This is a genomic window from Pseudomonas sp. GW823-FHT02C02, from assembly GCF_058797635.1.
Genome location: NZ_JBXAJV010000019.1, coordinates 1 through 26,974 on the forward strand (window position 1 = coordinate 1; position 26,974 = coordinate 26,974).

General features: G+C 58.7%; 37 protein-coding genes. 11 read left to right on the plus strand and 26 right to left on the minus strand.

The genetic code is table 11. From position 1 onward, the window contains the following. Positions 1–41 precede the first annotated feature (41 nt). The 22 genes from AC1ROI_RS27185 to AC1ROI_RS27290 form a co-directional block, all read right to left on the minus strand. Positions 42–1,769 carry a terminase large subunit gene (locus AC1ROI_RS27185; RefSeq protein WP_102594641.1) on the minus strand — a complete coding sequence of 576 codons (1,728 nt, stop codon included), beginning with the start codon at positions 1,767–1,769 and terminating at the stop codon, positions 42–44. Further along, positions 1,769–2,254, minus strand: a complete 486-nt coding sequence (locus AC1ROI_RS27190; protein WP_102594642.1) for a phage terminase small subunit P27 family — start codon at positions 2,252–2,254, stop codon at positions 1,769–1,771. Before AC1ROI_RS27190 ends, AC1ROI_RS27185 begins: the two co-directional genes overlap by 1 nt. A 159-nt stretch (positions 2,255–2,413) precedes the next feature. Further along, entirely contained in the window at positions 2,414–2,788 is a 375-nt protein-coding gene (locus AC1ROI_RS27195; protein WP_102594643.1) for an HNH endonuclease signature motif containing protein, read from the minus strand. Then, positions 2,779–2,967, minus strand: coding sequence for a hypothetical protein (locus tag AC1ROI_RS27200; protein WP_156375901.1), 189 nt, complete (start codon positions 2,965–2,967; stop codon positions 2,779–2,781). The genes AC1ROI_RS27195 and AC1ROI_RS27200 overlap by 10 nt, the downstream gene beginning before the upstream one ends. Before the next feature lie 71 nt (positions 2,968–3,038). Then, positions 3,039–3,539, minus strand: a complete 501-nt coding sequence (locus AC1ROI_RS27205; RefSeq protein ID WP_102594645.1) for a DUF2514 family protein — start codon at positions 3,537–3,539, stop codon at positions 3,039–3,041. Next, positions 3,536–3,898, minus strand: a complete 363-nt coding sequence (locus tag AC1ROI_RS27210; RefSeq protein WP_102594646.1) for a hypothetical protein — start codon at positions 3,896–3,898, stop codon at positions 3,536–3,538. The genes AC1ROI_RS27205 and AC1ROI_RS27210 overlap by 4 nt, the downstream gene beginning before the upstream one ends. Continuing rightward, on the minus strand, positions 3,895–4,224 hold the full coding sequence (locus AC1ROI_RS27215) for an MFS transporter (protein ID WP_102594647.1): 330 nt from the start codon (positions 4,222–4,224) through the stop codon (positions 3,895–3,897). Before AC1ROI_RS27215 ends, AC1ROI_RS27210 begins: the two co-directional genes overlap by 4 nt. A 142-nt stretch (positions 4,225–4,366) precedes the next feature. Next, complete coding sequence (locus AC1ROI_RS27220) at positions 4,367–4,657, minus strand: hypothetical protein (RefSeq protein WP_102594648.1); 291 nt, start codon at positions 4,655–4,657, stop codon at positions 4,367–4,369. 190 nt (positions 4,658–4,847) lie between these two features. Continuing rightward, positions 4,848–5,399 (minus strand): hypothetical protein, encoded by a 552-nt coding sequence (locus AC1ROI_RS27225; RefSeq protein ID WP_146012953.1) that lies wholly within the window; start codon positions 5,397–5,399, stop codon positions 4,848–4,850. Then, on the minus strand, positions 5,396–5,695 hold the full coding sequence (locus AC1ROI_RS27230; protein WP_102594650.1) for a hypothetical protein: 300 nt from the start codon (positions 5,693–5,695) through the stop codon (positions 5,396–5,398). The genes AC1ROI_RS27225 and AC1ROI_RS27230 overlap by 4 nt, the downstream gene beginning before the upstream one ends. Further along, entirely contained in the window at positions 5,688–7,061 is a 1,374-nt protein-coding gene (locus tag AC1ROI_RS27235) for a tyrosine-type recombinase/integrase (protein WP_102594651.1), read from the minus strand. Before AC1ROI_RS27235 ends, AC1ROI_RS27230 begins: the two co-directional genes overlap by 8 nt. Further along, a complete protein-coding gene (locus tag AC1ROI_RS27240) occupies positions 7,058–8,431 on the minus strand; it encodes a replicative DNA helicase (protein WP_102594652.1) in 1,374 nt (457 codons plus the stop codon). Before AC1ROI_RS27240 ends, AC1ROI_RS27235 begins: the two co-directional genes overlap by 4 nt. After that, positions 8,428–9,225, minus strand: a complete 798-nt coding sequence (locus tag AC1ROI_RS27245; RefSeq protein WP_102594653.1) for an ATP-binding protein — start codon at positions 9,223–9,225, stop codon at positions 8,428–8,430. The genes AC1ROI_RS27240 and AC1ROI_RS27245 overlap by 4 nt, the downstream gene beginning before the upstream one ends. Continuing rightward, positions 9,209–9,973, minus strand: a complete 765-nt coding sequence (locus AC1ROI_RS27250) for a helix-turn-helix domain-containing protein (protein WP_102594654.1) — start codon at positions 9,971–9,973, stop codon at positions 9,209–9,211. Before AC1ROI_RS27250 ends, AC1ROI_RS27245 begins: the two co-directional genes overlap by 17 nt. Further along, entirely contained in the window at positions 9,970–10,194 is a 225-nt protein-coding gene (locus AC1ROI_RS27255; protein ID WP_102594655.1) for a hypothetical protein, read from the minus strand. The genes AC1ROI_RS27250 and AC1ROI_RS27255 overlap by 4 nt, the downstream gene beginning before the upstream one ends. Beyond that, positions 10,191–10,523: a hypothetical protein gene (locus AC1ROI_RS27260; RefSeq protein WP_102594656.1), complete on the minus strand. Its 333-nt coding sequence runs from the start codon at positions 10,521–10,523 to the stop codon at positions 10,191–10,193. The genes AC1ROI_RS27255 and AC1ROI_RS27260 overlap by 4 nt, the downstream gene beginning before the upstream one ends. Beyond that, a complete protein-coding gene (locus tag AC1ROI_RS27265; protein ID WP_172962150.1) occupies positions 10,520–11,257 on the minus strand; it encodes a Rha family transcriptional regulator in 738 nt (245 codons plus the stop codon). Before AC1ROI_RS27265 ends, AC1ROI_RS27260 begins: the two co-directional genes overlap by 4 nt. Further along, a complete protein-coding gene (locus tag AC1ROI_RS27270) occupies positions 11,254–11,550 on the minus strand; it encodes a hypothetical protein (protein WP_172962151.1) in 297 nt (98 codons plus the stop codon). The genes AC1ROI_RS27265 and AC1ROI_RS27270 overlap by 4 nt, the downstream gene beginning before the upstream one ends. Further along, positions 11,547–11,843: a hypothetical protein gene (locus AC1ROI_RS27275; protein WP_102594657.1), complete on the minus strand. Its 297-nt coding sequence runs from the start codon at positions 11,841–11,843 to the stop codon at positions 11,547–11,549. Before AC1ROI_RS27275 ends, AC1ROI_RS27270 begins: the two co-directional genes overlap by 4 nt. After that, on the minus strand, positions 11,840–12,166 hold the full coding sequence (locus AC1ROI_RS27280) for a hypothetical protein (RefSeq protein ID WP_102594658.1): 327 nt from the start codon (positions 12,164–12,166) through the stop codon (positions 11,840–11,842). Before AC1ROI_RS27280 ends, AC1ROI_RS27275 begins: the two co-directional genes overlap by 4 nt. A gap of 94 nt (positions 12,167–12,260) precedes the next feature. Then, complete coding sequence (locus AC1ROI_RS27285) at positions 12,261–12,605, minus strand: Cro/CI family transcriptional regulator (protein ID WP_146012954.1); 345 nt, start codon at positions 12,603–12,605, stop codon at positions 12,261–12,263. Continuing rightward, positions 12,602–12,904, minus strand: a complete 303-nt coding sequence (locus AC1ROI_RS27290; RefSeq protein ID WP_102594659.1) for a transcriptional regulator — start codon at positions 12,902–12,904, stop codon at positions 12,602–12,604. The genes AC1ROI_RS27285 and AC1ROI_RS27290 overlap by 4 nt, the downstream gene beginning before the upstream one ends. Before the next feature lie 86 nt (positions 12,905–12,990). Here AC1ROI_RS27290 and AC1ROI_RS27295 point away from each other — a divergent pair, with 86 nt between their 5' ends. From AC1ROI_RS27295 to AC1ROI_RS27340, 10 genes are all read left to right on the plus strand, one after another. Further along, on the plus strand, positions 12,991–13,770 hold the full coding sequence (locus AC1ROI_RS27295; protein WP_102594660.1) for an XRE family transcriptional regulator: 780 nt from the start codon (positions 12,991–12,993) through the stop codon (positions 13,768–13,770). Positions 13,771–13,920: 150 nt separating this feature from the next. After that, positions 13,921–14,298, plus strand: a complete 378-nt coding sequence (locus AC1ROI_RS27300) for a LuxR C-terminal-related transcriptional regulator (protein ID WP_102594661.1) — start codon at positions 13,921–13,923, stop codon at positions 14,296–14,298. A 72-nt stretch (positions 14,299–14,370) separates the two neighbouring features. Further along, positions 14,371–14,565 carry a carbon storage regulator CsrA gene (csrA, locus tag AC1ROI_RS27305; RefSeq protein WP_102594662.1) on the plus strand — a complete coding sequence of 65 codons (195 nt, stop codon included), beginning with the start codon at positions 14,371–14,373 and terminating at the stop codon, positions 14,563–14,565. Further along, on the plus strand, positions 14,558–14,962 hold the full coding sequence (locus tag AC1ROI_RS27310) for a hypothetical protein (protein WP_102594663.1): 405 nt from the start codon (positions 14,558–14,560) through the stop codon (positions 14,960–14,962). The genes csrA (AC1ROI_RS27305) and AC1ROI_RS27310 overlap by 8 nt, the downstream gene beginning before the upstream one ends. 455 nt (positions 14,963–15,417) lie before the next feature. Next, the gene (locus AC1ROI_RS27315) at positions 15,418–15,798 is read left to right on the plus strand and encodes a hypothetical protein (protein ID WP_102594666.1); all 381 of its coding nucleotides are present in this window, start codon (positions 15,418–15,420) and stop codon (positions 15,796–15,798) included. Positions 15,799–15,982: 184 nt separating this feature from the next. Then, positions 15,983–17,167, plus strand: coding sequence for a tyrosine-type recombinase/integrase (locus AC1ROI_RS27320; RefSeq protein WP_102594667.1), 1,185 nt, complete (start codon positions 15,983–15,985; stop codon positions 17,165–17,167). A 36-nt stretch (positions 17,168–17,203) separates the two neighbouring features. After that, on the plus strand, positions 17,204–18,976 hold the full coding sequence (locus AC1ROI_RS27325) for an N-acetylglutaminylglutamine amidotransferase (RefSeq protein WP_010461733.1): 1,773 nt from the start codon (positions 17,204–17,206) through the stop codon (positions 18,974–18,976). A gap of 3 nt (positions 18,977–18,979) precedes the next feature. Continuing rightward, entirely contained in the window at positions 18,980–20,728 is a 1,749-nt protein-coding gene (ngg, locus tag AC1ROI_RS27330; RefSeq protein ID WP_010461747.1) for an N-acetylglutaminylglutamine synthetase, read from the plus strand. 161 nt (positions 20,729–20,889) lie between these two features. Beyond that, a complete protein-coding gene (locus AC1ROI_RS27335) occupies positions 20,890–22,080 on the plus strand; it encodes an osmoprotectant NAGGN system M42 family peptidase (protein WP_010461749.1) in 1,191 nt (396 codons plus the stop codon). A gap of 194 nt (positions 22,081–22,274) precedes the next feature. Beyond that, positions 22,275–22,502: a YheU family protein gene (locus AC1ROI_RS27340; protein ID WP_010461751.1), complete on the plus strand. Its 228-nt coding sequence runs from the start codon at positions 22,275–22,277 to the stop codon at positions 22,500–22,502. Between the two features lie 5 nt (positions 22,503–22,507). On the opposite strand, the gene csrA (AC1ROI_RS27345) is transcribed toward AC1ROI_RS27340, so the two are convergent. From csrA (AC1ROI_RS27345) to AC1ROI_RS27355, 3 genes are all read right to left on the minus strand, one after another. Beyond that, positions 22,508–22,693 carry a carbon storage regulator CsrA gene (csrA, locus tag AC1ROI_RS27345; protein WP_010461752.1) on the minus strand — a complete coding sequence of 62 codons (186 nt, stop codon included), beginning with the start codon at positions 22,691–22,693 and terminating at the stop codon, positions 22,508–22,510. A 144-nt stretch (positions 22,694–22,837) separates the two neighbouring features. Beyond that, complete coding sequence (locus tag AC1ROI_RS27350) at positions 22,838–23,170, minus strand: YnfA family protein (protein WP_077747972.1); 333 nt, start codon at positions 23,168–23,170, stop codon at positions 22,838–22,840. Between the two features lie 64 nt (positions 23,171–23,234). Next, on the minus strand, positions 23,235–24,050 hold the full coding sequence (locus AC1ROI_RS27355; RefSeq protein WP_010461756.1) for an SDR family oxidoreductase: 816 nt from the start codon (positions 24,048–24,050) through the stop codon (positions 23,235–23,237). A 280-nt stretch (positions 24,051–24,330) separates the two neighbouring features. Here AC1ROI_RS27355 and AC1ROI_RS27360 point away from each other — a divergent pair, with 280 nt between their 5' ends. After that, positions 24,331–24,489 carry a DUF3309 family protein gene (locus AC1ROI_RS27360; RefSeq protein WP_169858239.1) on the plus strand — a complete coding sequence of 53 codons (159 nt, stop codon included), beginning with the start codon at positions 24,331–24,333 and terminating at the stop codon, positions 24,487–24,489. A gap of 60 nt (positions 24,490–24,549) precedes the next feature. Here the strand turns inward: AC1ROI_RS27360 and AC1ROI_RS27365 are convergent, their stop codons facing one another. Then, on the minus strand, positions 24,550–26,643 hold the full coding sequence (locus AC1ROI_RS27365) for an LTA synthase family protein (RefSeq protein ID WP_102594668.1): 2,094 nt from the start codon (positions 26,641–26,643) through the stop codon (positions 24,550–24,552). Positions 26,644–26,974: the final 331 nt, after the last annotated feature.

Sequence of the window (26,974 nt, forward strand, 5' to 3'; positions counted from 1 at the left end):
CCGCCACGATGAAGAGGATCAGGCCTGTATCCATGGGTGAGTTATCCAACAATGATTGGTTTCGAAAAGAAGTCGCTAATGTTGCCGCTGTTGTCGTTGACCAGAATCAGCGCTCTGCCGATGGCCATAATCAGCGCGACTGCGCCGTCGATCTTGTTGTCATCGCCTTGCTTGATCGGCCGCACGACGTCGTCGTTCCCCGGCAGGTTCTTGCCGATCACATTGGCGATGCACCAGGTCATGATCGGGTTTCCGTCGTGATGGAACCGGCCAGCGGTGATGGCAGCTTCGAGTTCCTTCATTGGGTCCGACATGTTGGTGTAGTTCTGCGTGATCGTGATCGGGTTGAAACCTTCGTCATCGAGGTCATGACTCAAACCCGTTGCACCGTGCGGGTCAATTGGACTCTCGCGTACCGGAGCCTGGTGGTTGGCTTCCTTGGTGTCCTCGAGGATCTCGCGGTAATCGATCTCGGCGCCGTCTGTAACGTCCAGATGCTTGGTGTTGATCCAGGCCTGGAACCGCTCAGACATGCGTTTGTTGTCACTGTCGTAAGCGGTGTCGTAAGGAACCCAGAACTTCGGCGCGACACTGTAGTAATGGATTTTCCCGTCGATCACACGCCAGAACACGCGAGCCCTTGAGTTCATGTCCAGCTTGCGCGCCAAGTCGAAGCTGGCAATCCACTCCTGACCCTCGAACTGCTCCAGGGTGAGCGTGGTGTCTTCGCATGACTTCCAGTCCTCCATGTTGAAGAAGCCGGATTTCGCGCTAACCCAGAGGTTCAGGTGCTTCGTTTTAAAGGTGTTGGTGAATCGGGCCGAGCGAATCGCTCGGGCCTGCTGGCTCTCCAAGTACTCCTGGAACACCGAAACCCCGTGGTTAGGGTTGGCCTTGGCCAGCATCTTCGGATCAGTCCAGTCGTCGCCCTCATCGAGCGTCCATATCCAACCAAACAGCTCATCGTCCGGGACGGTGCCCGCCAGCATCTCAATAACTTGACGGCGCTTGTCGTAGCACGGGCCTTCGATATCGGCGCCGGCGGTGGTGATGATGAACATCAGTGGCTGACGACGTGCGCCCATACCAGTAAGCATGGTGTCGTACTGAGCCGATGTGGGGTGTTCGTGGTATTCGTCGATGATGGCGCAGCTGGGTGACGCACCGTCGCCCGGGTTGCCAATCAGAGGCTCGAAGCGGCTGAAGTCGGACGGGATGTTCATGTTTGAGGCGTTCACCTCAATGCCAGCGGCCTGCACAAGCATCGGCGACTTACTGACCATCAGCTTTGCCGGGCGGAACACTTCCCAAGCCTGCTTCTCAGTAGTGGCCCCGGCATACACCTCGGCGCCGTACTCGCCGTCGGCGACGAACATGCAAATACCAACGCCGCCGGCGACAACGGACTTTCCATTCTTACGGGGGACTTCCCAGTAACTTTCGCGAAACCGCCGGAAGCCACCCTTCTTCTTGACCCAGCCATACGTGACGGCAATGCCGAACAGCTGCCAGGGCTCCAAGGTGATCAGCTGCCGCTTGAACGCCCACTCCCCTTTGGTGTGGGGAAGAAGCTGCATCAGGCGTAGCTTTTTCTCGGCCTTGGCCGGATCGAACTTGTAGCGGTACCCGCGCTTGCGGCTGGCGGCCATGTCGTCGAAGTGCCGCTGGATCGCCTGGTGGACATACCGGCAAGCCGGAACCTTTCCACGGAGCACGGACCTTCCCCACGCCATCGCCTTGTCGACGTTGGGGTGCAGGGCTTTGGTCATTAGGATCTCAACAGGTTGGCGAATTCGTTGGTTTCTTTCTCCTTGTTGCCGCCTATCAGCCGGGTCCGGCTGGCCGGGTCCAGGCCAAGCATCGAGCCGAAGGTAACCATCTGGCGCATCGTTTCGTTCGCCGCGGTCAGTGCCGGGTTCTTCATCGGCCCGCCGGTGGCACCGGTAACCACAATGCCGTGCACCTGGATTGATTCCTGCGCCATGCGCCAGTTGTCATACGCGCTGCAGAAAGCCTCGACGTTGTGAAGGTCTGTAATCGCCACGACGTTCTCGCGCAGCAGCTCCGGAACAATCATGTTCCACATGGTGGCAGCCCGAGGGCTGAACCACTCCGGTGGATCGATTTGAGTGATCTTGGAGAACTGCGGCTCATCCTTGTTTAGCGCACGCTTGCCGGGATTTCCGGCCAGTGCTTTCTTGGCCGTCGGCTTGGGTTTGCGACCACGGCCGGCGACCGTGGCGGTGCCCCCCATCGCGCAACTCCTGAAGTTTTAATTTCGCGGGCGTGCAAGAAAGGTTGAGGGCGCGGTCTAGAAGCCAAAGGCCCTGGACTTTCGACCCTCCCCCACCCCGTGGACGCGAATCCGTCTCATTTGGTCGAATTTCACTGTTTTTTCGAGGTTTTTCTGCTTTCAGCGCCGCGCATTGCCGAATCCACCGTCCTCGGCGGCCGTCTTGGCCGAGTGGCACGGCCCGCACAGGCTCTGCCAGTTGGTCTTGTCCCAGAACAGGACCATGTCGTTCTTGTGCGGGATGATGTGGTCGACATCGGTGGCCACGACCACCAATCCTCTGGCTGAGCAGTGCCGACACAGCGGGTACTTGGCAAGGAACCCGGCACGGGCTTGCTGCCACTTGTAGTTGTAGTGTCGCTTCGTGCTGCTCTCTCGTGGCTTGGCACGGACCGCACTCTTCAATAGGTGAGCGTGATCATCACAGTAGCGAGGGTTTCGGGTGAGTACGTTACAGCCCTGGGCGTTGCACGGTTTCTTCGGCCTCAGCGGCATGGCGTGCCATCCATGTAGGTCGAGGGCAAAGCATCGGGGTCTTCTTCACCCTCATCTGCCAGCGCCTGAATCAGGAGCAGCTGCTGCTCGGCCATCCTGTTGAGGATCGCTGTCTGCTGCTTCTGCTCGGTCAGCACCTGGGTCAGCAGGCTTTCCAAGTAGCTGAGCGGCTCGCTCATATGCAATGTCACTCCACTTCTTGATCCATTCGCGCCGGGCAGCGCATCCACTGCATGCCATGTGCTACCTCCTACCTGTGCTGCTGGGCAGCCGAGTAGGCGGCCTCGCACGCAAGCCCAGCTATTCGACTTCGGTCAAGCGCTTCCGCCAGTCTTCCCGCTGTTTCGTCAGCGCTTCGACGCAGGTCGGCGAGCAGAACGGTAAGGTCGGTGTTTGTCTTGCTTCCGCTGGCAACCTCGGCAGTACAGGACTGTCGCTTGGCGATGAGGTCGGTGATCTGCTGCTGCAGGCTGCGAGCCCGGCCATCAGCAATAACAACGGCAGCCGTAACGTGTTCAGTCTTGGCTTTCGCATCGTCGGAGACTCGGTTGATGTCTTCAGTGAGTTCGCGCTGTAGGCGCAGCGTGTTGGTCAGCGAGGTTACGCGGACTGAGGCAGTGTCGCGCTCTGCCGTAACGACTGCTCGGTCATCCTTCACGTTGTCCAAGCGCAGCGCCAAGTAGCCAATGGATGCCAGCGCAGCCAGTGCGAACCACAGCCAGATCGGGACCAATCGAAGCAGCGTGGTCATGGCCGCTTTCTCGAAGGAGCATCTCCGGCCTGGTCGGCGCTCGGCAATTTGTCGCAGCCCATGCAGTGTTCGCAACTGAGCGTGCGGCACAACCAGCCCTTCACCCTAAGCCAGTACGTGACCATAAAGATGTGACGCAGACCGGCTAGTGCCAAAGACGCATGCAGAGTCAAGCCGGCGCTTGTTGGCCCGAAGAACAACGTCTGATTGCGAGCCATAACAACGAAGCCGCTGATGGCGATCGCCGAATAAATCAGTTTGCCGAGGATGCCGTCTCTCACCTTCCCGCTCAGCACGCACCAGGTAGCCCATAGCGCGATCAGGCCACAAGCAATGGAGTTGATCAGTTCGAAGTTCATGGTGGATTACCTCCGCCGAACCGCTGGCGAATCAACGCCCAGAGGTCAGCGGCTTTGATGGCGCGGTTAATCGCCGCCAGTAGGGAGCCGCCGAATGTGCCCAGCAGAAAGCCAACCCCGGCGACGATGTTCGGCTCGGTGACGCCGAGGTAGTTGCTAACCATGCCGGTCAGGTAAAGGGCACACGCGACGCCGGTGATCAGAAAGATCGCCCAGGCACGCCAGTCGGTTAGGTCATCCTTGTGCCACCAGCTGGCGACGATGGCGCCAATCAATCCTGCGATGAGCCATTCGGCTTTGTCGATCAGGCGATGCAGAAGATCCATGCGCTCGACTCCGACTCAGCATGACTTGATTAGGATCGGCTCCAGCAGCACTCCCAGCTCGGGGCAATGGGTGTGGTGGAGCCGAAAACGAAAAAGCCCAGCGCGATGGCTGGGCTTGGGTTATGAGGCCTGTTTCAAGTTTTCAGTTGTGAAGCGACTTCAACTTATCTTTGCCGGTCTGGGTTAATCCGCTCATAAGGTGATGCGGATGAGGGAAACCATCCTCCTCACCTACTGCACCAGCAGAGTTGATGTAACCCTCCTTAACGAGATAGTCGACGGTAAGAAGATAGTGGGCTGTGAGTCCGAGCTTGACACCCCTGGCCTTAAGCTCGTTATGCAGGCCACCCGAATCAATGTCTCGCCTGGTAGCAGGGACCAGCTCATTCAACGCCGAGAGAATAGTCCTGCTCAATTGCCAATCAATTTCCATTTGTGCTCCTCAAGATAGCCAATCCGCTATGCAATGAAGATACACCTGCCAATGAGCACTTAGGAATGATGGGGATTGTGTGGACCCCAGAAACTAAAAAAGCCCGACACAGTGGCCGGGCTTTTCGTGTTCGCATCCTAAAGACGCAGAACCGCAATGTGGAAAACTATATTCTCATTTTCTCAACCATTCAAGCTGCCTCCGCAATCAATTCCGCTTCGTTGAGAATCACCCAAGCCGAGGCGATGGCAGTGTCTCGCTCGGCCTCCAGCCACTTGCGAATATCCGACCGCCACCGGTACAGCGTCTTCTCTGGTGTCGGTGTGTCGGCGTTGTCCCAAGTGTGCAGCGCCATGAACGCCTCAGGCAGTCGCGGTGTTGCCCAGGCGGTGACGCACTTCGTCCTGAACAGGTGGTGGGACTTGCCCGGCGCCGAGCGCGCCAGGTGAGCAATGGCCGCCATCCGCTGCTGCTGGGTTGAGCCGTCCAGGTCCACCATGAAGTGAGCCACCAACACCTGCCAGTGATGCGGCGCCAAGACACGGCGCAGGAGAGACCGAGTCATGCTGTCCTGGGTGAGCTGGTCGAACCGATCCATTGGGCATGGATTGTCGGCCCGCTCCGCCTCCCAAACATCCGGCTTGTACTTGTTCTGCCAGCCAGCCCCTTTGTGCAATGAAATGGAATCAACGTTCATTGCTCGCATCACGCCGTGCTCGGCGCTTCGGTAGACCGTCATCAAGCTGCCCTCCGGATACGGCGCGGCGGCGGGTTGTCGTCAAGGCCCAGAAGGTTGCGCAGCAGGCTGTCGGCGGTCTTGCTTTTGGCGTTCCCCTCAGCCACCCAGCGCTTGCAGTAATCGCCAAACCCGATGTTCACCCGGGTCGCGTGCCAACTAGCGACGATGTCCAAAAGGCAGGCCATTGCAGCAGCACCGCCGATTTTCTCCTTGGCCAAACCTTCGCCGGCGATCTTCAAAAACTTGCGCTCATGCTCGAGCAGGCTTTTGCGCGGCAATGCCGCTGTTACGTTACTCATCGCCGTCTCCTGGCTGGTTGTTGGGATTGGTACTGACCGGTGCTGCGGAGGCCGTTTTGTCCAAAAACCTCCTCCCTTGGGATGGATGCAGATTTTCGCTACAAGCCTCGGATTCAATGGCCTGCACGCTACTGACTGCGCTCCTGTGTCCTGCATATGTCTCGGAATGCAGCGCATTGAAACCATGCTGATCGAGGTGTTGATGCCACGCCTCCAGCGCCTTGCGCTTCATGCCCTCGGCGGTGGTGTGGATGTAGGTCGCGTCGAGATCCTTCATGGCGTGATTCAGCAGCATTTCGCCCACCATGTAATCGACGCCCAGATCAGCCCACGCGGTGCGGGCCACCTTGCGCAGGTCGTGGCTCGACCATTCGCCTTTGCCCACGCTGGCGAACACGGTGCACGCCTTGCTGGGGCTCAATGCCGATCCGCTGCTGCCAGGGAACAGGAAAGGCCCGGTGTAACGATTCGCTGCCTGCTTGGCCCGGTAACGCTGTAGGAGCGAACATGCCTGATCGGTCAGAGGCAGGGTGTGCTCGGCCTTGGTTTTGGTGTCATCTGCCGGGATGAACCATTGCCGCGTGGTGAGATTTATGTTCTTCCAACGCGCCAGGCGGGTCTCTCCCAGCCGCGTGCCGTGGCAAAGCATCATCATCGGCAACATGGTCGCCACCGGCACGACATCGAATTGCTCGGCGAACACCTGTAGGAGCGAAGGCAAGTCATCACCCCGCAAGCGCGCTGGCTTTGGCCTGATCCGCGTCCGGACGAAGTCAGTAAACTTGAGGTCGGCCATCGGGTTCACGTCCAGCAGGGCCAGGCGTGCGGCTTGCCGGAACGCAACCGCCAGTACGCCGTAGACCGAACGCACGAACGACAGAGCGAACTGCTCCTGCATTGGCCACATCAGCAGACGATCAAGGCTCGGACGGTCGAAGTCTGAGAGAACGATGTCCGCCAAACGTGGCACCAAGTGGCGCCGCAACGCTGATTGAGCGCTGGCCTTTCGCTTGTCAGACAACCCCCTATCGCGACTCATGCGGTCGGTGTACCAACTCAGCAGGTCGCCCACCGTGCTCCAGGCGCTGATGGTCGATGCTGCTTTTGGATCGGCCGACCGTCGCGTCAAGATGCTCGGTAGCGTGGCCAGCATTGCCTTGGCGCTGATGCCCGGATAATCGCCAGCCTTGCCCCACCTGCCGGCGATCACGACGTGCCAAGCGCCTCTGCTGCGGTCTACGGTCGAATAGCGAAAGCGCAATTCGCGATACCGAGGATCACGCAGCTGGCGGATATCTGTGTTCGCGTGCCGACGGATCTCGGCATCACTCAGGGACACTGCCAGCGTTTTCGGAGTGAGGGTCATGACCGCGCCCTCCCCTTGTATTGGCTGGCAAAGGGGCGGCCGGCTTCGACCTCCTCGTTGGAAGGCTCGCGGCCGGCGAAGTTGACGAACCGCGCAAACTGGCCCTGCTGCTGGACCAGGCACGAACTGACCGGCGCGTGCCTGCACTTGGGCATGATCAGTTCGGTGACTCCGTTCTGGCCCTCTTCGCTGTCCATGTCGCGGTGAACCAGGAGAATGCAGTGGGCGTCCGCCTCGATCTGTCCAGAGTCACGAAGGTCGGAGGCGATCGGCTTCTTCCCCGGGCGCTTGGTGGAATCGCGGTTGAGCTGGGCCAGCAGAATCACCGGCACATTGAGCTCCTTGGCGATGTTGACGATCTCAGTCGAGATCTTGCCCAGTTCAGCCGTGCGGTTGAACGCCTTGCCGTCCGAACCGATCAGCCCTATGTAATCGATCACCACCACGTCGAGACCATGGGCGCGTTGAACCTGACGGCAGATGCTGCGGATCCGTGCGACCGTGAGCCCGGACTTGTCGCTGACGTACAACGGAGCGTCCATCAGCTTGCTGACCGCGGAGGTAAGCCGAGGCCAGTCCTCATCCTGCAGTTGCCCATCATCGAGTTTGCGAAGGTCGACACCGCCAATTGATGCCAGCGCGCGGTTGCCCAACTCCTCCTCCGGCATTTCCAGAGAGAACACCATTCCAACCCCCGCACCGGAACAGGCGATGTGTTGCGCGATTTGCAGGCCGAGGGTTGTCTTGCCGCTGCCCGGGAGCCCGGCCACGATCGTGACTGTCTTTTTCCGTAGCCCACGGATCATCTTGTCCAAATCCACCAGTCCGGTGGACAGCCCTGATTGCACCGCCCCATTAAACTTGGCATCAATGATGTCGATGTTCCTGATGATCACCTCATCCATACGCTTGTAGTCCGGCTCGCCGGTGTCGAGGTCGCGCAAGTCCGCCATGGCCTGCTGAGCACTGGCGATAATCTCTGCCACCGGCTTGTTTTCACTTGCCGAGTCACGCACAGCGTCAGCTGCATCCACCAGACGCCGCAGCACCGCCCTCTCTCGGACAGTCCGCGCGTAGGCTTTCCAGTTAGCGGTGCTGGGCGTGTTCTTCGCCAACTCGCCGGCGTAAGCCAAGGTGATGGTTCCGCTCGGCAGGTACGGCTTGAAGTTGTGCAGCGTCACCGGGTCAATAGGTTCGCCGGTGCCATGCAGATCGATCATCACCTGGTAAAGCGCGGCGTTTTCCGGGTCGTGAAAGTCCGCCGGCGCCACGCTGCTTGTGATCGAATCGAACAGATCGCCGTCCAGCAGCAGCGAACCGAGCAGAGCGTGCTCCGCTTCATCGCTGTACAGCTCGCGATAGTCGTTCATGCGCGCCTCCGCTCGGACTTCCAAGTGAACCCGGCCAGCAGCGCCTTGTTCTCCCGCAGACGGTCGAGTGCCCGCTCGCCGATGTACAGGCCAAGCCCTTTGGCGTCCATGTTCGAGACCACCACAGTCGGCCTGACCAGTTGATAACGGCGATCAAACACCTCATGCAGTACCGACAATTCGTAAGAGGTACCGGCCTGGGCGCCGACTTCATCGATCACCAACAGGTCGAAGTCGGCCAGCTCGGCGATCACGTCACGCTCGCTGTACCCGGCAGCTCGATCCATCGATCCTTTGAATACCCGGATGATCTCGGCCGCCGAGGTAATGACCGCGACGGCGCCGAGCTGTCGAACGACTTGCTGGACGATGCTACTGGCCAGGTGAGTTTTGCCAGTACCTACGTTGCCGCACAGCAGCAGGTTCCGACCGTCCCGGAAGTGATCACCGAAGTTGTCGGCGTAGCCTTGGCAGATCGCCAAGGCCTGGCCCATTGCCGAGTTATCGACGCGGTAGTTGGCAAACATGCTGTCGGAGAAGCGTGGTGTGATGCCGGAGCCTATCAATGCGGTATTGATCCGTTCGGCTGCAGCGTGAGCCACGGCCTGCTGGTGCGAATCGCTGCCCAAGGGATCAACGCGGAGCGCCTGCCACTGACACGCCTTACACGGGCGAACCTGTGTCGAGCCATCAAACTGCTCGACCTCCGAGCGTCCGACATCGCCGTGCACAGGGCAGTTACCCGAAAACATGCGAGTTGCTGGAGAGCGGCGGAAATTAGAACGCGGGGCCATTTTCGCCTCCTTGGTACATGTCTGGCGTGTGTGTTGGCAGGTTGGTGTAGGCCGATTGCTTGCCGGTAATGGATGGCGTGAGAACGTCCGTCCAGCGCTCACCGTTGATCCAGGTCGAGGCGTTCGGAATGTACCGCCCGCCGTCTTTGGTCCAGTCATCGGAAACGCAGTGATCCCCCAAAGCAGTGATCAGGGCTTGGCGCAAACCTGCTTGGGGGTTCAGCTTCACCCAAGCCTTAAGTGCCTCCTTGCGACTTTTCTTTTTCGGATACAGCTTCCAGAACTGCTCAAATCCTTCCTCTGAAGATGCCTTTCCTTCAGCGGGTGCCGGAGGGGTTTTAATGCTCTTTGTATTGTTGCTGTGTGTATTGCTCCCCTGCGTGTTTCCCGAAGGGGGTTCGCCGCCTTTTCCGAAGGGGTTCGAAGCATTTCCCGAAGGGGTATTCGGAAATCCGAAGGGGTCAACAAGGCGCAGGCGGCGCTCGACTACACGCTTGCCTTCACGGATCAATTCAATGCGCACATGCCCTTTATCAACAAGTCCGCTGATGATCTCGGATACCCGGGATATGGATAGGTTGAAGAACTCAGCAAAGTGAGCGTTGGTGGCGTAGCAGCCGCGGGGGCCGGTGTCCAAACTCGCAATCTCGCCCAGCATGACTTTCTCAGTTGGCGACAACGTACGGTCCAGCCAACGCTCGGCCGGGATCCACACGCCTTGAAATTTGCGCTGTGTGTCGACGGTCATAGATCGAGCTCCCGCGTCACGCGGCGAACAAAGTCGTCGTACCCCTCGACCATCACCAGCCCCTGATTTTCAAGCGCCTCGCGATAAGCCTTGGCGCTGCCGTAAAGTACCCAGCGATCGCGCTCCGGGAGATCCTTGAAGTGTCCGTAGTACGGCCACGGGCCAGCAATAACAGATACCGGGCCCTTCTCTGCAGTAGTTGCTTGCGGTTGGGTGCTCATTGCATTGTCTCCCATGCGGGCAACTGTTCCACATCCGGTTCCAGCACCAATTCCTCAAGGCGGACCTGCATTACAGCGATGCGCAGTGCGTCCGCATCCATGCCCGTGAGGCGCCGGAGGAGAACTCGCAGCGCAACGCAGGCGTGAGCCACCTCAAACTTCGCATCGTGCAGGCTCCCCTCGCAGGCCTCACCGTCAAACAGAATCTCTTGCGCCAAGTCCGCACCGATCCAGGCCTTGTAAGCCAGCTGATCATTGGTGAATTGCTCCATGTGCGCATCATCGATCACCGTCGGCTCTGTAGATTGCGGCGTTTTGTTTTTGCTCATGCGGAAATCCTCAGGCGCAGCTTGAAGCGGCCTTGCTCGATATCAGGATGGGTGGCGCGCTCAGCGGTGACGAAGGTGCACTCTGCGGCGAACCGGTCGAAGCGGCGGGTGATGTCGGCCTTGGGCCAGATGGCGTAGGGCTGACCACCGTCGTCGGCGTGCTTGCTGCGGACCATGGCGAATGGGAGCAACGCACCGGGGATGTCACGCATCACGGCGTTGATCACCCACTGGGGGATACCGTGACGCAGGTTTATACGAGCGCGGATCGAGGTCATCGACTCGAACCCGGCGGGCATTGAGTCGAGGTAGCGGACTTGCTCGACTTGTGTGACGCGGGTTTCTATCCGATCCAGCGCTACCTGCTGCTCCCGCTGCTGACGTTCGACAGCCACAAGATGGTTCGCATTGGCCGCAGTGATTTCGGCCTGGGTCATTGGCCGTGCAGCTTGTTCTTCCAGATCGTGAAGGCGCCGAATCACTTTGTGTCGTAGTGGGATGCTGTAGCCGGTGATCAGGGTCTCGGTCAGTTCGCGATCAAGGCGAAACTCGACCTGCTCCCGATTCATGCTGTCCGAGTAGACCCCCTGAAAATTCAGGACATCTATTTTCAGCTCTGCAAGCATGCCTCGGATATCAGCCAAGACGTTGTCGTGACGCTTTCCGGTAAGTTCGGCGATATCGCGGGAGGACATGGTGACGGCATCGCCGCCATTGAATGGGGTGATGGTCATTGAGCCCCCCTTACAATCAAAGCGTCGTGTGCTGCACCCGCGTGACGATTTGGCCAAAGGAAGTTGCGAGACGCGAACGTGATCGACTCGAGTCGACTTTCAATCTCGGTAGCAAGCGGATTGCTCCAGCCGCCCAGGACCGGAACAACTTGCGCGAGCAGAATTGACCTGAGTTCGTTGAAGGCGGCGCGCGCTTCGTTCATTCGAGCCATATCTGTTGGACTGACGAGCGCGTCGCGGATGATTTCACCCTCGATAAAATCAGGGTGGATCTGTGACAGTGATGTACTCATGCCTGCACCTCCGCAGAGGTACGCGACACGTTTTCGGATTCGGCTTTTTGTGTCGCGTACCCGGCAGATGCCGTTTTGAACTGATCGATAGCTTGATCGATGCCAGAAAAACCGGTGTCGTCCAAAAAGCAGACGAGGTCTACCAGCACCTTCGTATCGCGGCCGCCAGTCCCTGCGTCATGAGCAATTGCGCGGGCGAGAGCAGCCAGCCATTGAAGGTTTTCCCGGGCACAGACGAGCTGAAATTCGGCCTCGTCAGCCAGATCTTTAGCCGTAGGAGACTCGCCATTCATAGCGCGGTCTCCCCTGCTGCTTCAACGCCTTTTTGTACAGACCAAACCAGCGCGCTGATTGTCTCAGCCAGGAAGCCCAGTGTTGCCATTCCGTCGCAGTAGGACAGCTCGCCCATATTCAAGCTGTCGTGCATATGGCTGCATATCTGCCCCAATCCAGATGACAAGACCTTCGCGGTCTCAAGGGCATCTTCAGCAGCGATCCCCGGTGCAACGTGAAGCATCTGAAGTCCCGTGTTGTCGATCGGGGTGTTGCAAAAGCCGACATCTGCTGTCAGCAAGGCTTGCGCTGCAAGTGTGGTGGTGCTATTTTTTGGGTGCATTAATTCGTCTCCCTCGACGAAGATTCAAAGAAAGTCCGTTGGCGCGGACTGGTTAAGAAGGCTCGCGAATGCGGGCCTTTTTGTTGCCCGCGATTTAGCCGGACAACAAAATCGGTAGTTCTTTTGGCGGGGTTGTTTGCACTTGTAGGTGCTCTTGGCAGCCGTATTCTTTTTTCAGAATACTTGAAGTATCGCTTCGAAAACTTATTGTTCCACGGGGCAATTTCTTACAAAAACCTTTCCCCGGAAACGATGAAATCTCGAACGCATACAGCAAGTTATCGTCTATAGCTCGAACAAATATCATCCGTTTTACACGGAGGGCGTTTGCGAGAGCAGGCCCAGTACAGCCGAGGGAGTTGGCAACATTCGCCCGGCCGAACCTGGCTACCGCTTCACCAAGATCGAGAAGCACGACATCCGACTCGGTATCTTTCATTGCTCGATACCCACACTGGATGGATGAACAGAGCCGTCAGGCCCAGGTGCAGGCGGCGGCAATTCAGCGGAAGATTCACCTAACTTGTGGCGAGCTTCGACCCGAGCGATCAGGTCACACAGTGAAGAAGCCTTGATTGCGCCGCACGAAGCGACTTCAGCAAGAAGCGCTTTTTCAGGGCTTACCTTTTGGGCGCCAGATAACCAATAGGAAACCGTCGCCTGAGAAACACCAAGCGCCTTACCAGTCCGAGCCTGGCTACCAAAGTACTCAATAAGCGAAATGATTTTTTCAGCCACAGGAAAGGCCTCTGATAAGTCTTTTTATAGACTGCACAGAAGCAAACTTCTTTGCAACCCCATAAGTATTTTTATAGGATGAGCGGATGAATCTATCAGAACGCTTGAAACTCGCTCGGAAGAAGGCCGATCTGACACAGTCAATGCTTGCCGAGAAGGTCGGCATCGCACAGACCGCTATCAGCCAGCTCGAATCCGGTAAAACACTCAGGTCTTCGTACCTGATTCAGATCGCGCAGGCGTGTGGTGTTAATAGCGTATGGCTGCAATCTGGCGAGGGTGAAATGGAAGCGCCTGAAGACCAGACAGCATTAACTCACGCTGCGCTGAACGAGATATTCACCGGCGAACACGATGAGGATGCACATTTAAATTTTGCTATGCGCGAGAGAATTGAGGCCCTGAAGACAGCCAGCCGATACGCGCCATCAAACTCTCTACTCAATGTAGAAATACCGTACCTGATTGAGTTCGATGACCCCGGAATTCCAGGCCGGACGAAGGCTGAAGTGAGCGCTACCGCGAGTGTTCACCTGAGCGAAGATATCCTCAAAAAACAGGGCGTCGATAACGTCAATAGCATTGCCGTGGCCGTTTCTGGAAACGCAATGAGCCCAGTACTGAATGACGGAAGCACTGTCGTAGCCGATATGGGCGATACCATGATCGTGGACGGCAACATGTACGTTTTCGAGCATATGGGGCTGATTAAGGTTCGAGTTCTCTACCGACTCCCAGGGGGTGGGATCAGGGTCAGGAGTTACAACTCCGCTGAGCATCCGGACGAATTCTACTCCTACGAAGAAGTGATCAAGTCCCAGATCATCGTGATGGGCAGGGTTTTCTGGGGCGCCACGTTCTTCTGATACCTCGCACCGCACTCGAAAGCCCAGCCTTGCTGGGTTTTTTTTTGCCCGACTAACAGCATAACAAACCGAATTATAAAAATACTTCTTGCGCGGAAATATCAACGTGCTTATATTTTGACCCATCGCAACGCATCAATGGAGATGGGCATGAGCACGGTAATCAACTTCGGCAACCTGCAGGGAACAACCGGCGTTCTTGCTGAACAAGAGCTGCGTGCTGCGCTCGCGGTATGCGCGGGCCTCGCCAACAAGGAAATCGCCAGGGTTGTTGGGTGTGCTCCCGGCACCGTCAAAAAATCCATTGAGCGCATCTTTTACAAGCTTGGCGTAAGCAGCCGCTCGGCGATTCCCGCCGAACTCTTCTACCGTGGCATTGCGCGGCATTTGGTGGTGCTCGTCTGCGCAATCCTCACCGGCCATGCCGCGATTACTGACGACCACATGAGCCGTATCCGTCGCCCAGGCGAGCGCCGTATCGAAACCCGTGTGGCTGTCCGCCGGATTGAGGTCGCTCTAACCGCTTAACCCAAAACCGATTTTTGCGAAAGCCAACAGCGCGGCCGGGATTCGCTCGGCCTGGAAAAAAGGAGTAACCCCATGTTGATTCTCACCCGTCGAGTCGGCGAAACAATCCGCATCAACGACGACATTAGCGTCACTGTACTTGCCGTCACCGGCCAGCAAGTGCGTATCGGTATCACCGCGCCGGCCGCAGTCGAAGTTCACCGCGAAGAGATCTACCAGCGCATCCAGGCAGGTGTCCCACAGGTGAAAGGGGAAGCCCATGCCTAACTCACTCAAGCGACCGGTGATCGACCGAATCAGCATCGTGCTGCGCCCAGCTCATGGTCAGACACTGGAGCAGATCCAGCAGCACATTCAACTTGGTGCCCACGTTTCCATCGGCCGCGGATTGGCAGTAATAGCTGGAGCCAGCGACCGGGATGTGGTGACGCCAGCGATGGACGCTTCAGAGTTCTGCATCGACGATCACATCCAGATGGCTGTCGACGCAAACCGATACCGCTGGTTGCGTGACGGTGCGCTGGGTACTGGGTGCGCCAACGTGCCGATGGTGCGAATTGGGATGGGTGATCCGGTCGGCGGCGCAGATCTTGACCGAGAGACGGATGCGGCGCGTCTCAACTGGCCGATGGCGGATGACTTCGCGAATGAGGTGATGGCATGAAGGTATTGATCGTTTTCATCTTGCTACTCGCCTCCGGCCAAGCCAGCGCCTTCCAGGCCGAGCAAGTCATCAGCGTCCAGCACGACAGCCAGCGCGGCGTCACTTGCTGGATCGTGAACAACACTGGCATCAGCTGCTTGCCGGATAGTTCGCTCCCACAGAAGGCCACCCCATCAAGTGAGGCAGGCCGGGCTTCTCCGGTAAATTCAGCGTCGGACAAAGGCCAACCAGCGAAAACCCCGCTCCCACAGGATGAGAGGTTCCAGCTATGAGCGCGAGAGCATATAGGCCCACAGCCACGGGCGATGAGTTCGCCAGTTTGGGCGCGCGACTCGTCCGGCGAGGTCATGCGTTGCAGGAGCCAAGCACCACGGTACATGAGTTGGTCGCTTTGGCTATGGCGTGCGGCATCAAGCTAAAGATGCGTGCGATTGCCGAGTCGGAGGGGCGCAACGATGGCTAAGACAATTTTGCGGGTTCGCCAGGGCGCGATCGCCTACTACCTGAACGAGTCATCCACCGGCGCCAAGAACACTGGCCGGCGCTTCATCCTGAGCCGGACCAGTGACCATGGGAAGACGAAAGACGGTTGGGTCAAGGTCAACACTGGCGAGCACCAGGCGCTGGTGGATATTGCCGTACATGCAGATCGGTTCGCCGCCTGCGCCTGCCTGTACGCAAGCAAGCCGCATCGTCCACACGTTGACCGTCACCACATCCGTGGACTGGCAGGCAAATGGGAGGGAGTGGCATTTCCAGCGCGCTTGACGCACGGTCGTGACGCGACACAAAACACGCATAACGAAAACGTGTCGCGACACGCAGGGGGTGACTGATGGGGGCTGCTGAAAAATTGCCCGAAGAGGACGGCCACGACAAGGTGACCGAGAAGCGGATGGCAGAGCTGGTGGGCACCACGGCGAAGGCGCTGCAGCGAAAGAGAGAGCGGAAGATTATTCCACAAGGCGTCTGGTCGAAGATTGATGGCCGGATCATGTACAGCAAAAGGAGATATGACGAATGGATAGAAAGCCTATGGACCTGCCAGCCGGTGTTGAACTTGTCGGCCGGTCAATCCGAATTCGCTTCTCCTGGAACAAGAAGCGTTGCTGCGAGACGCTCCCCTACCCTCAAACCCCGAAAGGAATCGCAGCTGCGGCGAGCCTTCGTACTCAGGTAAAGCAACTAGACAAGCTCGGCGCGCTGACCCCGCAGAAGTACGCCGAGATATTTCCGGGCACGCGCAGCTCAGAGGTCCAGAGCGTGCCGATTTTTTTCGACTATGCCCAGGACTGGCTAGACAGTCTCCAGATCGTCGAGAGCACGCGGAAAAATTACCGCTCGACTCTTCAGAACTATTGGGTGCCCTACCTGGCCGACAAGCCAATCGACAAGATCACGCCCGTGATCATGCGCAAGGTCGTCAATGACATTCAGTGGACTTCACCTGTCCGTCGAAAAAATGCAATCAGGTTGGTGACGACCATCTTCACCCAGGCCGTCCGCGACGAACTGATCGTCCGAAATCCGGCTGCTTCGATTCCGCCTACAAGAGTACCAAAGCGAGATCTCGATCCGTTCTCGCGCACCGAAGCTGATTTGATGATTGCCAAGCTGTATGAACTGACGAGTGGTTTGCAGCAGATCTACGCCGTGTTTTTCGAGTTCTCTTTTTACACCGGCATGCGCCCGGGAGAGGCGATGGCTCTACGCTGGGCGGAAGTTGATATGCGCAAAAAAACTGCCCGCGTTTGTCGTATCCGCATATACGGGAAGATTCAAGAGCGGACCAAAACGAAGACATCGCGAGAAGTTTTATTGAACGATCGTGCATTCAAGGCGCTCGAAAAAGCCAGGCCACTTACAGCGGCGCGTTCTGATTATGTGTTCGCGCCGGAAGGATCGGGCGATAGAACAGAACTGTTCATCCGGTCTGAAACTGGTCCAAAACGCTACTGGTTGAGCGCGCTGCGAAAGTTAGGAATTCGGCATCGCAGGATGTATGACACGCGCCATACGTACGCAACGATGTGTTTGATGTCAGGCATGAACCCAGCATTCATTGCCGCGCAACTTGGACACAGCGTTCAAATGCTGCTTTCGACGTACGCCAAGTGGATCAGCTCGCCGAGCGATTGGGCAGAGCTTGAGAAGCTGGACAAAGTGGAAAGTGGTACAAAAACGGTACGAGCAAATCACCAGTAGCGACACACATGCCGAAATACAAAGGGCTTACAGTACATGTGCGGATTAGCTGGCGAGTTACGCTTTGATCATCAACCTGCGGACCTTGCAGCCGTTGAACGAATCACCCATCACCTGGCCCCTCGCGGCCCTGACGCGTGGGGCTTTCACAGCCAGGGGCCGATTGCCCTGGGCCACCGTCGCCTGAAAATCATGGACCTGTCGGACGGCTCGGCGCAGCCGATGGTCGACAACCAATTGGGTTTGTCCCTGGCCTTCAATGGCGCGATCTACAACTTCCCGGAACTGCGCACCGAACTGGAAAGCCTCGGTTATGCTTTCTATTCCGGTGGTGACACCGAGGTGCTGCTCAAGGGTTATCACGCCTGGGGCGAGGCACTGCTGCCGAAACTCAATGGCATGTTCGCCTTCGCGATCTGGGAACGCGACGCCAAGCGCCTGTTTATCGCGCGTGACCGTCTCGGCGTGAAGCCGCTGTACCTGTCGCGCACCGGCCAGCGCCTGCGCTTTGCCTCGGCCCTGCCGGCGTTGCTCAAGGGCGGCGACATCAACCCGATCCTCGATCCGGTGGCACTCAATCACTATCTGAATTTCCACGCCGTGGTCCCGGCACCGCGCACCTTGCTGGCCGGCATCGAAAAACTGCCACCGGCAACCTGGATGCGCATCGAAGCAGACGGTACCACTGAGCAGAAAACCTGGTGGACCCTGCCTTACGGCCCACACGCCGACGAGATGAACCTGACGCTCGAAGACTGGCGTGACCGTGTACTCGACAGCACCCGCGACGCGGTGGCCATCCGTCAACGTGCGGCCGTGGACGTCGGCGTACTGCTGTCGGGCGGTGTCGATTCAAGCATGCTGGTGGGTCTGTTGCGTGAAGTCGGCGTGGAAAACCTGTCGACCTTCTCTATCGGCTTCCAGGATGCCGGCGGCGAACGTGGTGATGAGTTCCAGTACTCGGACTTGATCGCCAAACACTACAACACGCAGCACCATCAACTGCGCATCGACGAAAAAGAGATCATCGAGCAACTGCCCGCGGCGTTCCGCGCCATGAGCGAGCCGATGGTCAGCCATGACTGCATCGCCTTCTACCTGCTGTCACGGGAAGTGGCCAAGCATTGCAAAGTGGTGCAGAGCGGCCAGGGCGCGGACGAGTTGTTCGCCGGCTATCACTGGTACCCACAAGTCGATGGCGCCGCCGATCCGTACGCGGCCTATCGCGATGCGTTCTTCGATCGCAGCTACGAGGATTACGCCGCCACCGTGCAACCGAAATGGCTGACGGCCAATGACGCTGCCGGTGACTTCGTGAAGGAACATTTCGCACAGCCCGGCGCCGAGGCGGCGGTGGATAAAGCCCTGCGTCTGGACAGCACGATCATGTTGGTGGACGACCCGGTCAAGCGTGTCGACAACATGACCATGGCCTGGGGCCTGGAAGCGCGCACACCGTTTCTCGACTATCGCCTGGTGGAATTGTCGGCCCGGGTGCCGGGCAAATTCAAACTGCCGGACGGTGGCAAGCAAGTCTTGAAAGAGGCTGCTCGACTGGTCATTCCAAGCGAAGTGATTGACCGCAAGAAAGGTTACTTTCCGGTGCCGGGCCTCAAGCATTTGCAGGGCGATACGCTGAACTGGGTGCGCGAACTGCTGCTCGATCCAAGCCAGGATCGCGGCCTGTTCAACCCGGCCATGCTCGACCGCCTGCTGACCGATCCGCAAGGCCAGCTGACTCCGTTGCGCGGCTCCAAGCTGTGGCAATTGGCGGCGCTGAACCTGTGGCTCAGTGAACAAGGAATCTGATCGATGAAACCCCACGCCACGGCTTACAGCCAACGCTTGTTGCGCGGTCAGTCCCCCTCCTATGAACGTTTGCAGGCACGGCTGGCCGAAGACGGCAGTGAACTGGGCGCGGCGCCGATTGCGGTGCATTGCGGCTGGGGCCGGTTGCTGATCGGCCATACCTTCCCGGACGCGGCGAGCCTGGCGCAAGAGTTGCTCAACGAGCAGCCCGGTGAGCGCGACATCGCCTTGTACGTGGCCGCCCCCCAGCAAGTATTGGGGCTGGAACCGGCGCAACTGTTCCTCGACCCTTCCGACACCTTGCGTCTTTGGTTCAGCGATTACCGTCAGTCAACCCGGGTGTTTCGCGGTTTTCGCATTCGCCGGGCGCAAAGCGAGACTGATTGGCAGGCGATCAATCAGCTGTACCAGGCGCGCGGCATGTTGCCCATTGATGCGAATTTGCTGACGCCGCGACATCAGGGCGGCCCGGTGTATTGGCTGGCCGAAGATGAAGACAGCGGCGCGATCATCGGCAGCGTCATGGGCCTCAACCATCACAAGGCGTTCAACGATCCAGAGAACGGCAGCAGCCTGTGGTGCCTGGCGGTCGATCCGCACTGTTCGCGGCCCGGCGTCGGTGAAGTGCTGGTGCGGCATTTGATCGAGCACTTCATGAGCCGTGGGCTGAGTTACCTGGACCTGTCGGTGTTGCACGACAACCGGCAGGCGAAAAGTCTTTACGCCAAGCTCGGCTTTCGCAACCTGTCGACCTTCGCCATCAAGCGCAAGAACGGCATCAATCAGCCGCTGTTTCTGGGTCCTGGGCCTGAGGCCGATTTCAACCCCTATGCGCGGATCATTGTCGAGGAAGCCCATCGACGCGGCATCGATGTGCACGTCGATAATGCCGACGCCGGGATGTTCACCCTCAGCCATGGCGGACGCCGGGTGCGTTGCCGCGAATCCCTGAGCGACCTGACCAGCGCCATCAGCATGAGCCTGTGCCAGGACAAAAGCCTGACGCACAAAGTGCTCAAGGCCGCCGGTTTGAACCTGCCCTCGCAGCAACTGGCCGGCAACGCCGACGACAACCTGGCGTTTCTCGACGAGCACGAGCGGGTGGTGGTCAAGCCTTTGGATGGTGAGCAAGGTCAAGGCGTCGCGGTGGATTTGCGGACAATTGAAGAGGTCCAGCAAGCCATCGAATCAGCCCGGCAGTTCGACAGCCGCGTGCTGCTGGAAAGTTTCCACGAAGGTCTCGATTTACGCATTGTGGTGATCGGTTTCGAGGTGGTCGCCGCGGCGATTCGCCGGCCTGCCGAGGTGGTGGGCGATGGTCAGCATTCCATCGGCGCGCTGATCGAAGCGCAGAGTCGGCGTCGGCAGGCGGCCACCAGCGGTGAAAGCAAAATCCCGCTGGACCATGAGACCGAGCGCACGCTGCAGGCGGCGGGTTATGACTACAACAGTATTCTGCCGGCCGGCGAGCATCTGTTCGTCAGGCGTACGGCAAATCTGCATACCGGTGGCGTTCTGGAGGATGTCACGGCGATCTTGCATCCGACCCTGATCGATGCCGCCGTACGGGCTGCGCGGGCGCTGGACATTCCCATGGTCGGGCTCGACCTGATGGTGCCTGCCGCCGATCAACCGGAATACGTGTTTATCGAAGCCAACGAACGCGCCGGGCTGGCCAACCATGAACCGCAGCCGACGGCCGAGCGGTTTGTGGATTTGCTGTTTCCGCACAGTCAGCCGGCAGTTTCCTAGTCACGGGTCGGCTGGACTGACGCCTTCACGGGCAAGCCTCGCTCCTACAAACAAACGCGTATTACCTGTAGGAGCGACGCTTGCTCGCGAAGGTGCCAGGTCAGGCACCCAACTTTTCCCTCATCGAAACCATCGATGTTCTTTACTCATCAGGAGTTTCCATGACCAGCAAAATTCCCGAACCGGATCTCAATTACCTGCAAAAAGTCCTGCTGGAAATGCTCGCCATTCCCAGCCCGACCGGCTTTACCGACACCATTGTGCGGTACGTCGCCGAACGCCTTGAAGAATTGGGCATTCCCTTTGAGATGACCCGGCGCGGCACCATCCGCGCCACGCTCAAGGGCAAGAAAAACAGCCCGGACCGTGCGGTCTCCGCTCACCTCGACACCATCGGCGCCGCGGTCCGCGCGGTGAAAGACAACGGTCGCCTGACCCTCGCCCCGGTCGGTTGCTGGTCCAGTCGTTTTGCCGAGGGCAGCCGCGTCAGCCTGTTCACCGACAACGGTGTGATTCGCGGCAGCGTGTTACCGCTGATGGCTTCCGGGCACGCATTCAACACCGCCGTGGATGAATTGCCGATCAGCTGGGATCACGTTGAGTTGCGTCTGGACGCTTACTGCGCCACCCGCGCCGACTGCGATTCCCTGGGGATCAGTGTGGGCGATTTCGTCGCCTTCGACCCACTGCCGGAGTTCACCGAAAGCGGTCACATCAGCGCCCGTCACCTCGACGACAAGGCGGGTGTTGCGGCGCTGCTGGCGGCGATGAAAGCGATCATCGACAGCGGTGAGGAGTTGATGATCGATTGTCATCCGCTGTTCACCATCACCGAGGAAACCGGCAGCGGTGCGGCAGCGGCGTTGCCCTGGGACGTCAGCGAATTCGTCGGCATCGACATCGCGCCGGTTGCGCCCGGCCAGCATTCCAGCGAACACGCGGTGAGCGTGGCGATGCAGGATTCCGGCGGGCCTTACGACTATCACCTGTCGCGGCACTTGCTCAGGTTGGCCAGTGAAAACGAGTTGCCGGTGCGCCGCGACCTGTTTCGCTATTACTTCAGCGATGCGCATTCGGCGGTCACCGCCGGGCACGACATCCGCACCGCCCTGCTCGCCTTCGGCTGCGATGCCACTCACGGTTACGAGCGCACGCACATCGATAGCCTGGCGGCGCTGAGTCGTCTACTCGGCGCCTACATTCTGAGCCCGCCGGTATTTGCCAGTGATGCGCAGCCGGCAAAGGGCTCGCTGGACCGGTTCAGTCATCAAATCGAGCACGACACGCAGATGGAAAGCGATACGCGGGTGCCGTCGGTGGATAGTCTGGTGGGGCAACGAACAGATAGCTGACCCGGGCTTTTTCATCGTCTGAGAGATCGCCTTCGCGGGCAAGCCTCGCTCCTACTGGTTATGTGTCGATGCACGAAACCTGTAGGAGCGAGGCTTGCCCGCGAAGGCGGTGTATCAGGTACCACATCAGGTCCCGGGCTAGCCGCAACCGATCATTCGCCGTAGCATCGCGCCATTGTTTAGCCGAGGTGCCTATGCTGATTCCCTACGACCAACTTGAAGTCGACACCCTGACCCGCCTGATCGAGGACTTCGTGACCCGCGACGGTACGGACAATGGTGACGACACGCCGCTGGAAACCCGCGTATTGCGTGTTCGCCAGGCGTTGACCAAGGGGCAGGCGCTGATCGTTTTTGATCCAGACAGCGAGCAATGCCAGTTGATGCTCAAGCACGATGTGCCCAAGCACCTGTTCGACTGAGGCGCTCAGCGTCTTTTGGTTTTCGCCAGTTTGACCTGGATGCGATCGTAGACCTCGGCCCGGTGCACATTGACGTTTTGTGGCGCTTCGACACCGAAGCGCACGCTGCCTCCGTTGACGGCGATGATGCGCACTGAAATGTTGTCACCGATGGAAATCATCTCGCCCACAACGCGACTGAGTACAAGCATGGCATTCATCCTTCAGGGTTACCGGCCCTCGAAGATGCCCGGCCCGCAGCCGCTCTTCAATGCAACAGCGGCAAATCAGTCCCGCCCTACAGCGCAGGAAGATGCCCCTTACGGAAACGTCTGACAAATCGTTTGAATGCCGCTTCAGGAAGCAGAGAAACGCGGGCCGAACAGAATCACACTGGCCCCGATCACGCACAGCGCCACGCCCAGCCAGTCTGAGCCCAGGGGACGAACTCGCTCGATCACCGCCAGCCAACCGATCGAGGCGACGATGTAAATGCCCCCATAGGCGGCATAGGCGCGACCGGCGTAAGTCGCCTCGACACGGGTCAGCAACAGCGCGAACAACGTCAGGCTGAGCAGCGCCGGCACCACCCACCACATGCTCTTACCTTGGCGCAGCCACATCCAGAAGGCGAAGCAGCCGGCGATTTCGAACAGCGCCGCGAGGAAAAACCACAGGTAATTGAGCATGCACACGTCTCGTAAGGATGACCGGTTGCGGCCACCCTAACGACGGTGTTGCGCACGGGCAAGTTCAGCCTGCGTTTTGTTTGGCCTTGGCGCGCATTTTGTCGGCCATGGTGGTCATTTCGTTGTAAAGCAGTTGCGGGTTCTTCTGCTTGAGTGCCCAGGCCATGCGGCCCTGCTCGTGGGGCAGGATCATGAATTCACCGGCGGCGACGTGCTCATAGATGTAATCGGCAATGTCCGTCGCGGTGATCGGCGAACTCTCCAGCAGTTTGCCGACCTGGGCTTTCATGGCCGGAGTCGGGCCACGGAAGGAATCCAGCAGGTTGGTCTGGAAGAACGACGGGCAGACCACGTGCACGCCCACTTCCTGTTGCGCCAATTCGACCAGCAGGCTTTCGGACAGGGCCACTACGCCGGCCTTGGCCACGTTGTAGTTGCTCATGGCCGGGCCTTGCATGAGAGCGGCCATGGACGCGATGTTGATGATTTTGCCTTTGCTTTTTTCCAGCAGCGGCAGGAAGGCCTTGCAGCCCTTGACCACGCCCATCAGGTTGATCGCGATCTGCCAGTCCCAATCTTCCAGGGACAGTTCACTGAAGAACCCGCCCGAGGCCACGCCAGCGTTGTTGACGATGACATCGATGCCGCCAAGTTTCTCTTCGCAGGCCTGGGCGAAAGCGGTCAGTTGGCTGTAATCGCGCACATCGCAACGCTGGATAAAACCGTCGCCACCCGCTTCGCGAACCAGCTTCAGGGTTTCCTGCAGACCGGGTTCGCTGACATCCGACAAGGCCAGCTGCCAGCCTTCACGCGCCCAGCGCAGCGCGATTTCGCGACCCAGGCCTGAGCCCGCGCCAGTGATCATCATGCGATTTTGCATAGCAAACAGCCTTGTTGTTCTGGGGAAGATGCGCTGAGTGTAGCGAAGGACATTGCGCGACCCACGCTCCATCAGATTGCTGAATGGTCCGAGCAAACCGAGGGAGCGCCGGAATCAACTAACACCGCCAAAAACGAAATAAGGCTTTCTTCGAAAAACATTAAAAAAACTTGGAATTTTCCGACGCACGCGACAGTCGGATTTTGTAAGCAGCTCGGGTTTATTGCAGTCCGACTGACAGTTAAAAGCTAGGTCATTCCAGAACACTTCCAACAAGGAAATAGACATGGGCACAATTCTTATCGTAATTCTGATTCTCCTGCTGGTAGGTGGTTTGCCGGTCTTTCCACACTCCAGAAGTTGGGGTTATGGCCCGTCGGGTATCATCGGCGTGGTGTTGGTGGTGCTGTTGATTCTGCTGTTACTTGGCAAGATATAAAGATTTAACAGCAAAAAAAAAGAGGCCCTCGAAGGGCCTCTTTTTTATTGCGCCGAAAACTTAGTCCGGCTTGCCGTCAACCACACCGGCGGTGTTGTCGATCAGGCTCTTGGTGGCCGTCTGGATGAACGACTCGAGTTTCTGCTTGAGGGCCGCTTCGTCAGCCGACGCCGGAATCAGTTCGCCTTTCGAATTGGCGCCCAGTTCGTACTGATACAACTTGGGCGGCATTTCCTTAGGCAGCACCAACACGCGATCCGCGGTCAGCAACGCTACGGTTTGATCGCTGCCCGATGGCTTGATTACGCCGAAGCCCTTGTCGCCTTCCGGCAGGTTCAGCAAGTCACGCCCCCAGCACTGGTGAATCACGTCGCCACCGATACGCCCCATGATGGTCGGCACGATGTCGATCTGGGTGCCCACGGTGTGGTCAACCTGGCCGAATTTTTCCTGCACGCCCGGCCCGATCAGCAGCATCGGTACGTTGAATCGGCCCAGGTCCATTTCGGTGATCTGCTGCTCGTTGCCGAAACCATGGTCGCCGACCACCACGAACAGGGTTTCCTTGAAGTACGGCTCTTTACGCGCCTGCTCGAAGAACTGACCCAGCGCCCAGTCGGAGTAGCGCATGGCGGTCAAATGTTCGTTGAGGCTGCCACGGTCGGTCACGCGCTCGACCGGCAAAGGCGTCGGCAAGGCGTAAGGCGTGTGGTTGGACAAGGTTTGCAGCAAGGCATAGAACGGTTTTTTGTCCTTGCCGTCGCGGGCCTTCAACTCTTCCAGACCCCGGTTGAACATGTCCTGGTCGGACACGCCCCAGGTCGGGTCGGAGAACACCGGGTTAACGAAGTCGTTACGCCCGATGAAGTTGGTCATGCCCTGGTTGCTGAAGAAGCCCGACTGGTTGTCCCAGGCGAAGTCGCCGTTGTAGACGTACACATCGTCGTAGTCACGGGCGCTGAGCAACTGTGGCAGGCCGGACAGTTTGTGGCTGCCTTCCGGGGTCTGCATCAGGTATTCGAAGCCCGGCAGGTTCGGGAAGCAGGCCATGGTGGCGAACATGCCCTGGTGGGTATGGGTGCCGTTGGAGAAGAAGCGGTCGAACAACAGGCCTTCTTTGGACAGCTTGTCGAAGTACGGCGTGACGTTACCCGGACGACCCAGCGCGCCCACCGAGTGACCGGCGAAGCTTTCCATAAGGATCACAACGACGTTCTTGATCGGCAGGGTCTTGTCAGCGGCCGGAGAGTAGTTACGACGCACGGCAGCGGTTTCGCCATCCACCAGTTTGTCGCTTGGGGTCAGCAACATATCGCGGACGGTCTGCTGAGCCACTGGTTGGTCCAACGTGGCTTTCCAGATGTTGTCGCGCTCTTCGGACATCCGGCTCTTGGCCGCCGCGATCAGCGACAGGGTGCCGTTGAGGCCCAACTGGTTGGCGAAGTTCGAATCGGTGGTGTAGACGTCACCCCAACGCAGCGGCGGGCCCTGACGCAGGGTGCCACGAGCGGCAACCACGCAAACCAGCAGACAGACCACGAACACGACGCCTCGCGTATACCACGGGGCGATCTGGCGCGCGCTGATGCTGCCGCCACTGAACGGGCCGCGAGGACGGGTCGCGCGGTCGGCGCCCTTGAACGCGAGGGTCAGGATCAACGTGCCGAAAGCCCAGGCCAGCAGGTAGCGAACCACAGGAAAACCGTACCAGAGCATGCTCATCACGGTTTTCGGGTCTTCCTTCACGTACTGGAAGACCAGGCCATTGAGGCGCTGGTGGAACTCGCGGTAGAAATCCATCTCCATCAGGCCCAGGAACAGCGCGGTGCTCGCTGCGATGGTCAGCCAGAAGCGGAAGAATCCGCGAGCGGCCATGGCCCGGGCGCTGAACAGTGCCAGAATCAGCGGAATGCAGAGGTAGACCACCAGGCGCAGGTCGAAACGCAGGCCATTGGCGAACGCCTCGATGAAGGTCGAGGCGGGTGAATCCTGGATCATTTCGCGGTTGTAGACCAGCAGCGCAACGCGCAGCAGGCTGAACATGACCATCATGACCATGGCGCACAGCAGCGTGTAGGCCAGGTGCGATTTGACGGTCGGTTGCAGCAGGCGACTAGAAGCTCGCTGCTGACTCAGGGCGTCCGGGTTTGCCATGTCGTTTTAGGACCCATTGGAAGTTGAAGTTTCAAAAATAAAGCGGCGCCCTGCCCTCTGTTGGCCAGTTCTCGACCCCGGGGCTTGCGCGGTGCGCAAATGTTGCACGATCACCCGCAGCATTGCCATTGATTAGTGCCCGGCAGGCTGACGCGGGCGAATTGTCTTGGAGGCGTTGTGAAAATTTCGTGCAACGTATATCTGGAAACAAAATATTCCGGTGGGAGCCGGCCTGTTCGCGATAGCGGTGGATCAGTCGACACCTCTTTCGGATGAGAAACCGCTATCGCGAGCCGGTTCGCTCCCACATGGATTGCGCATAACTGACTAT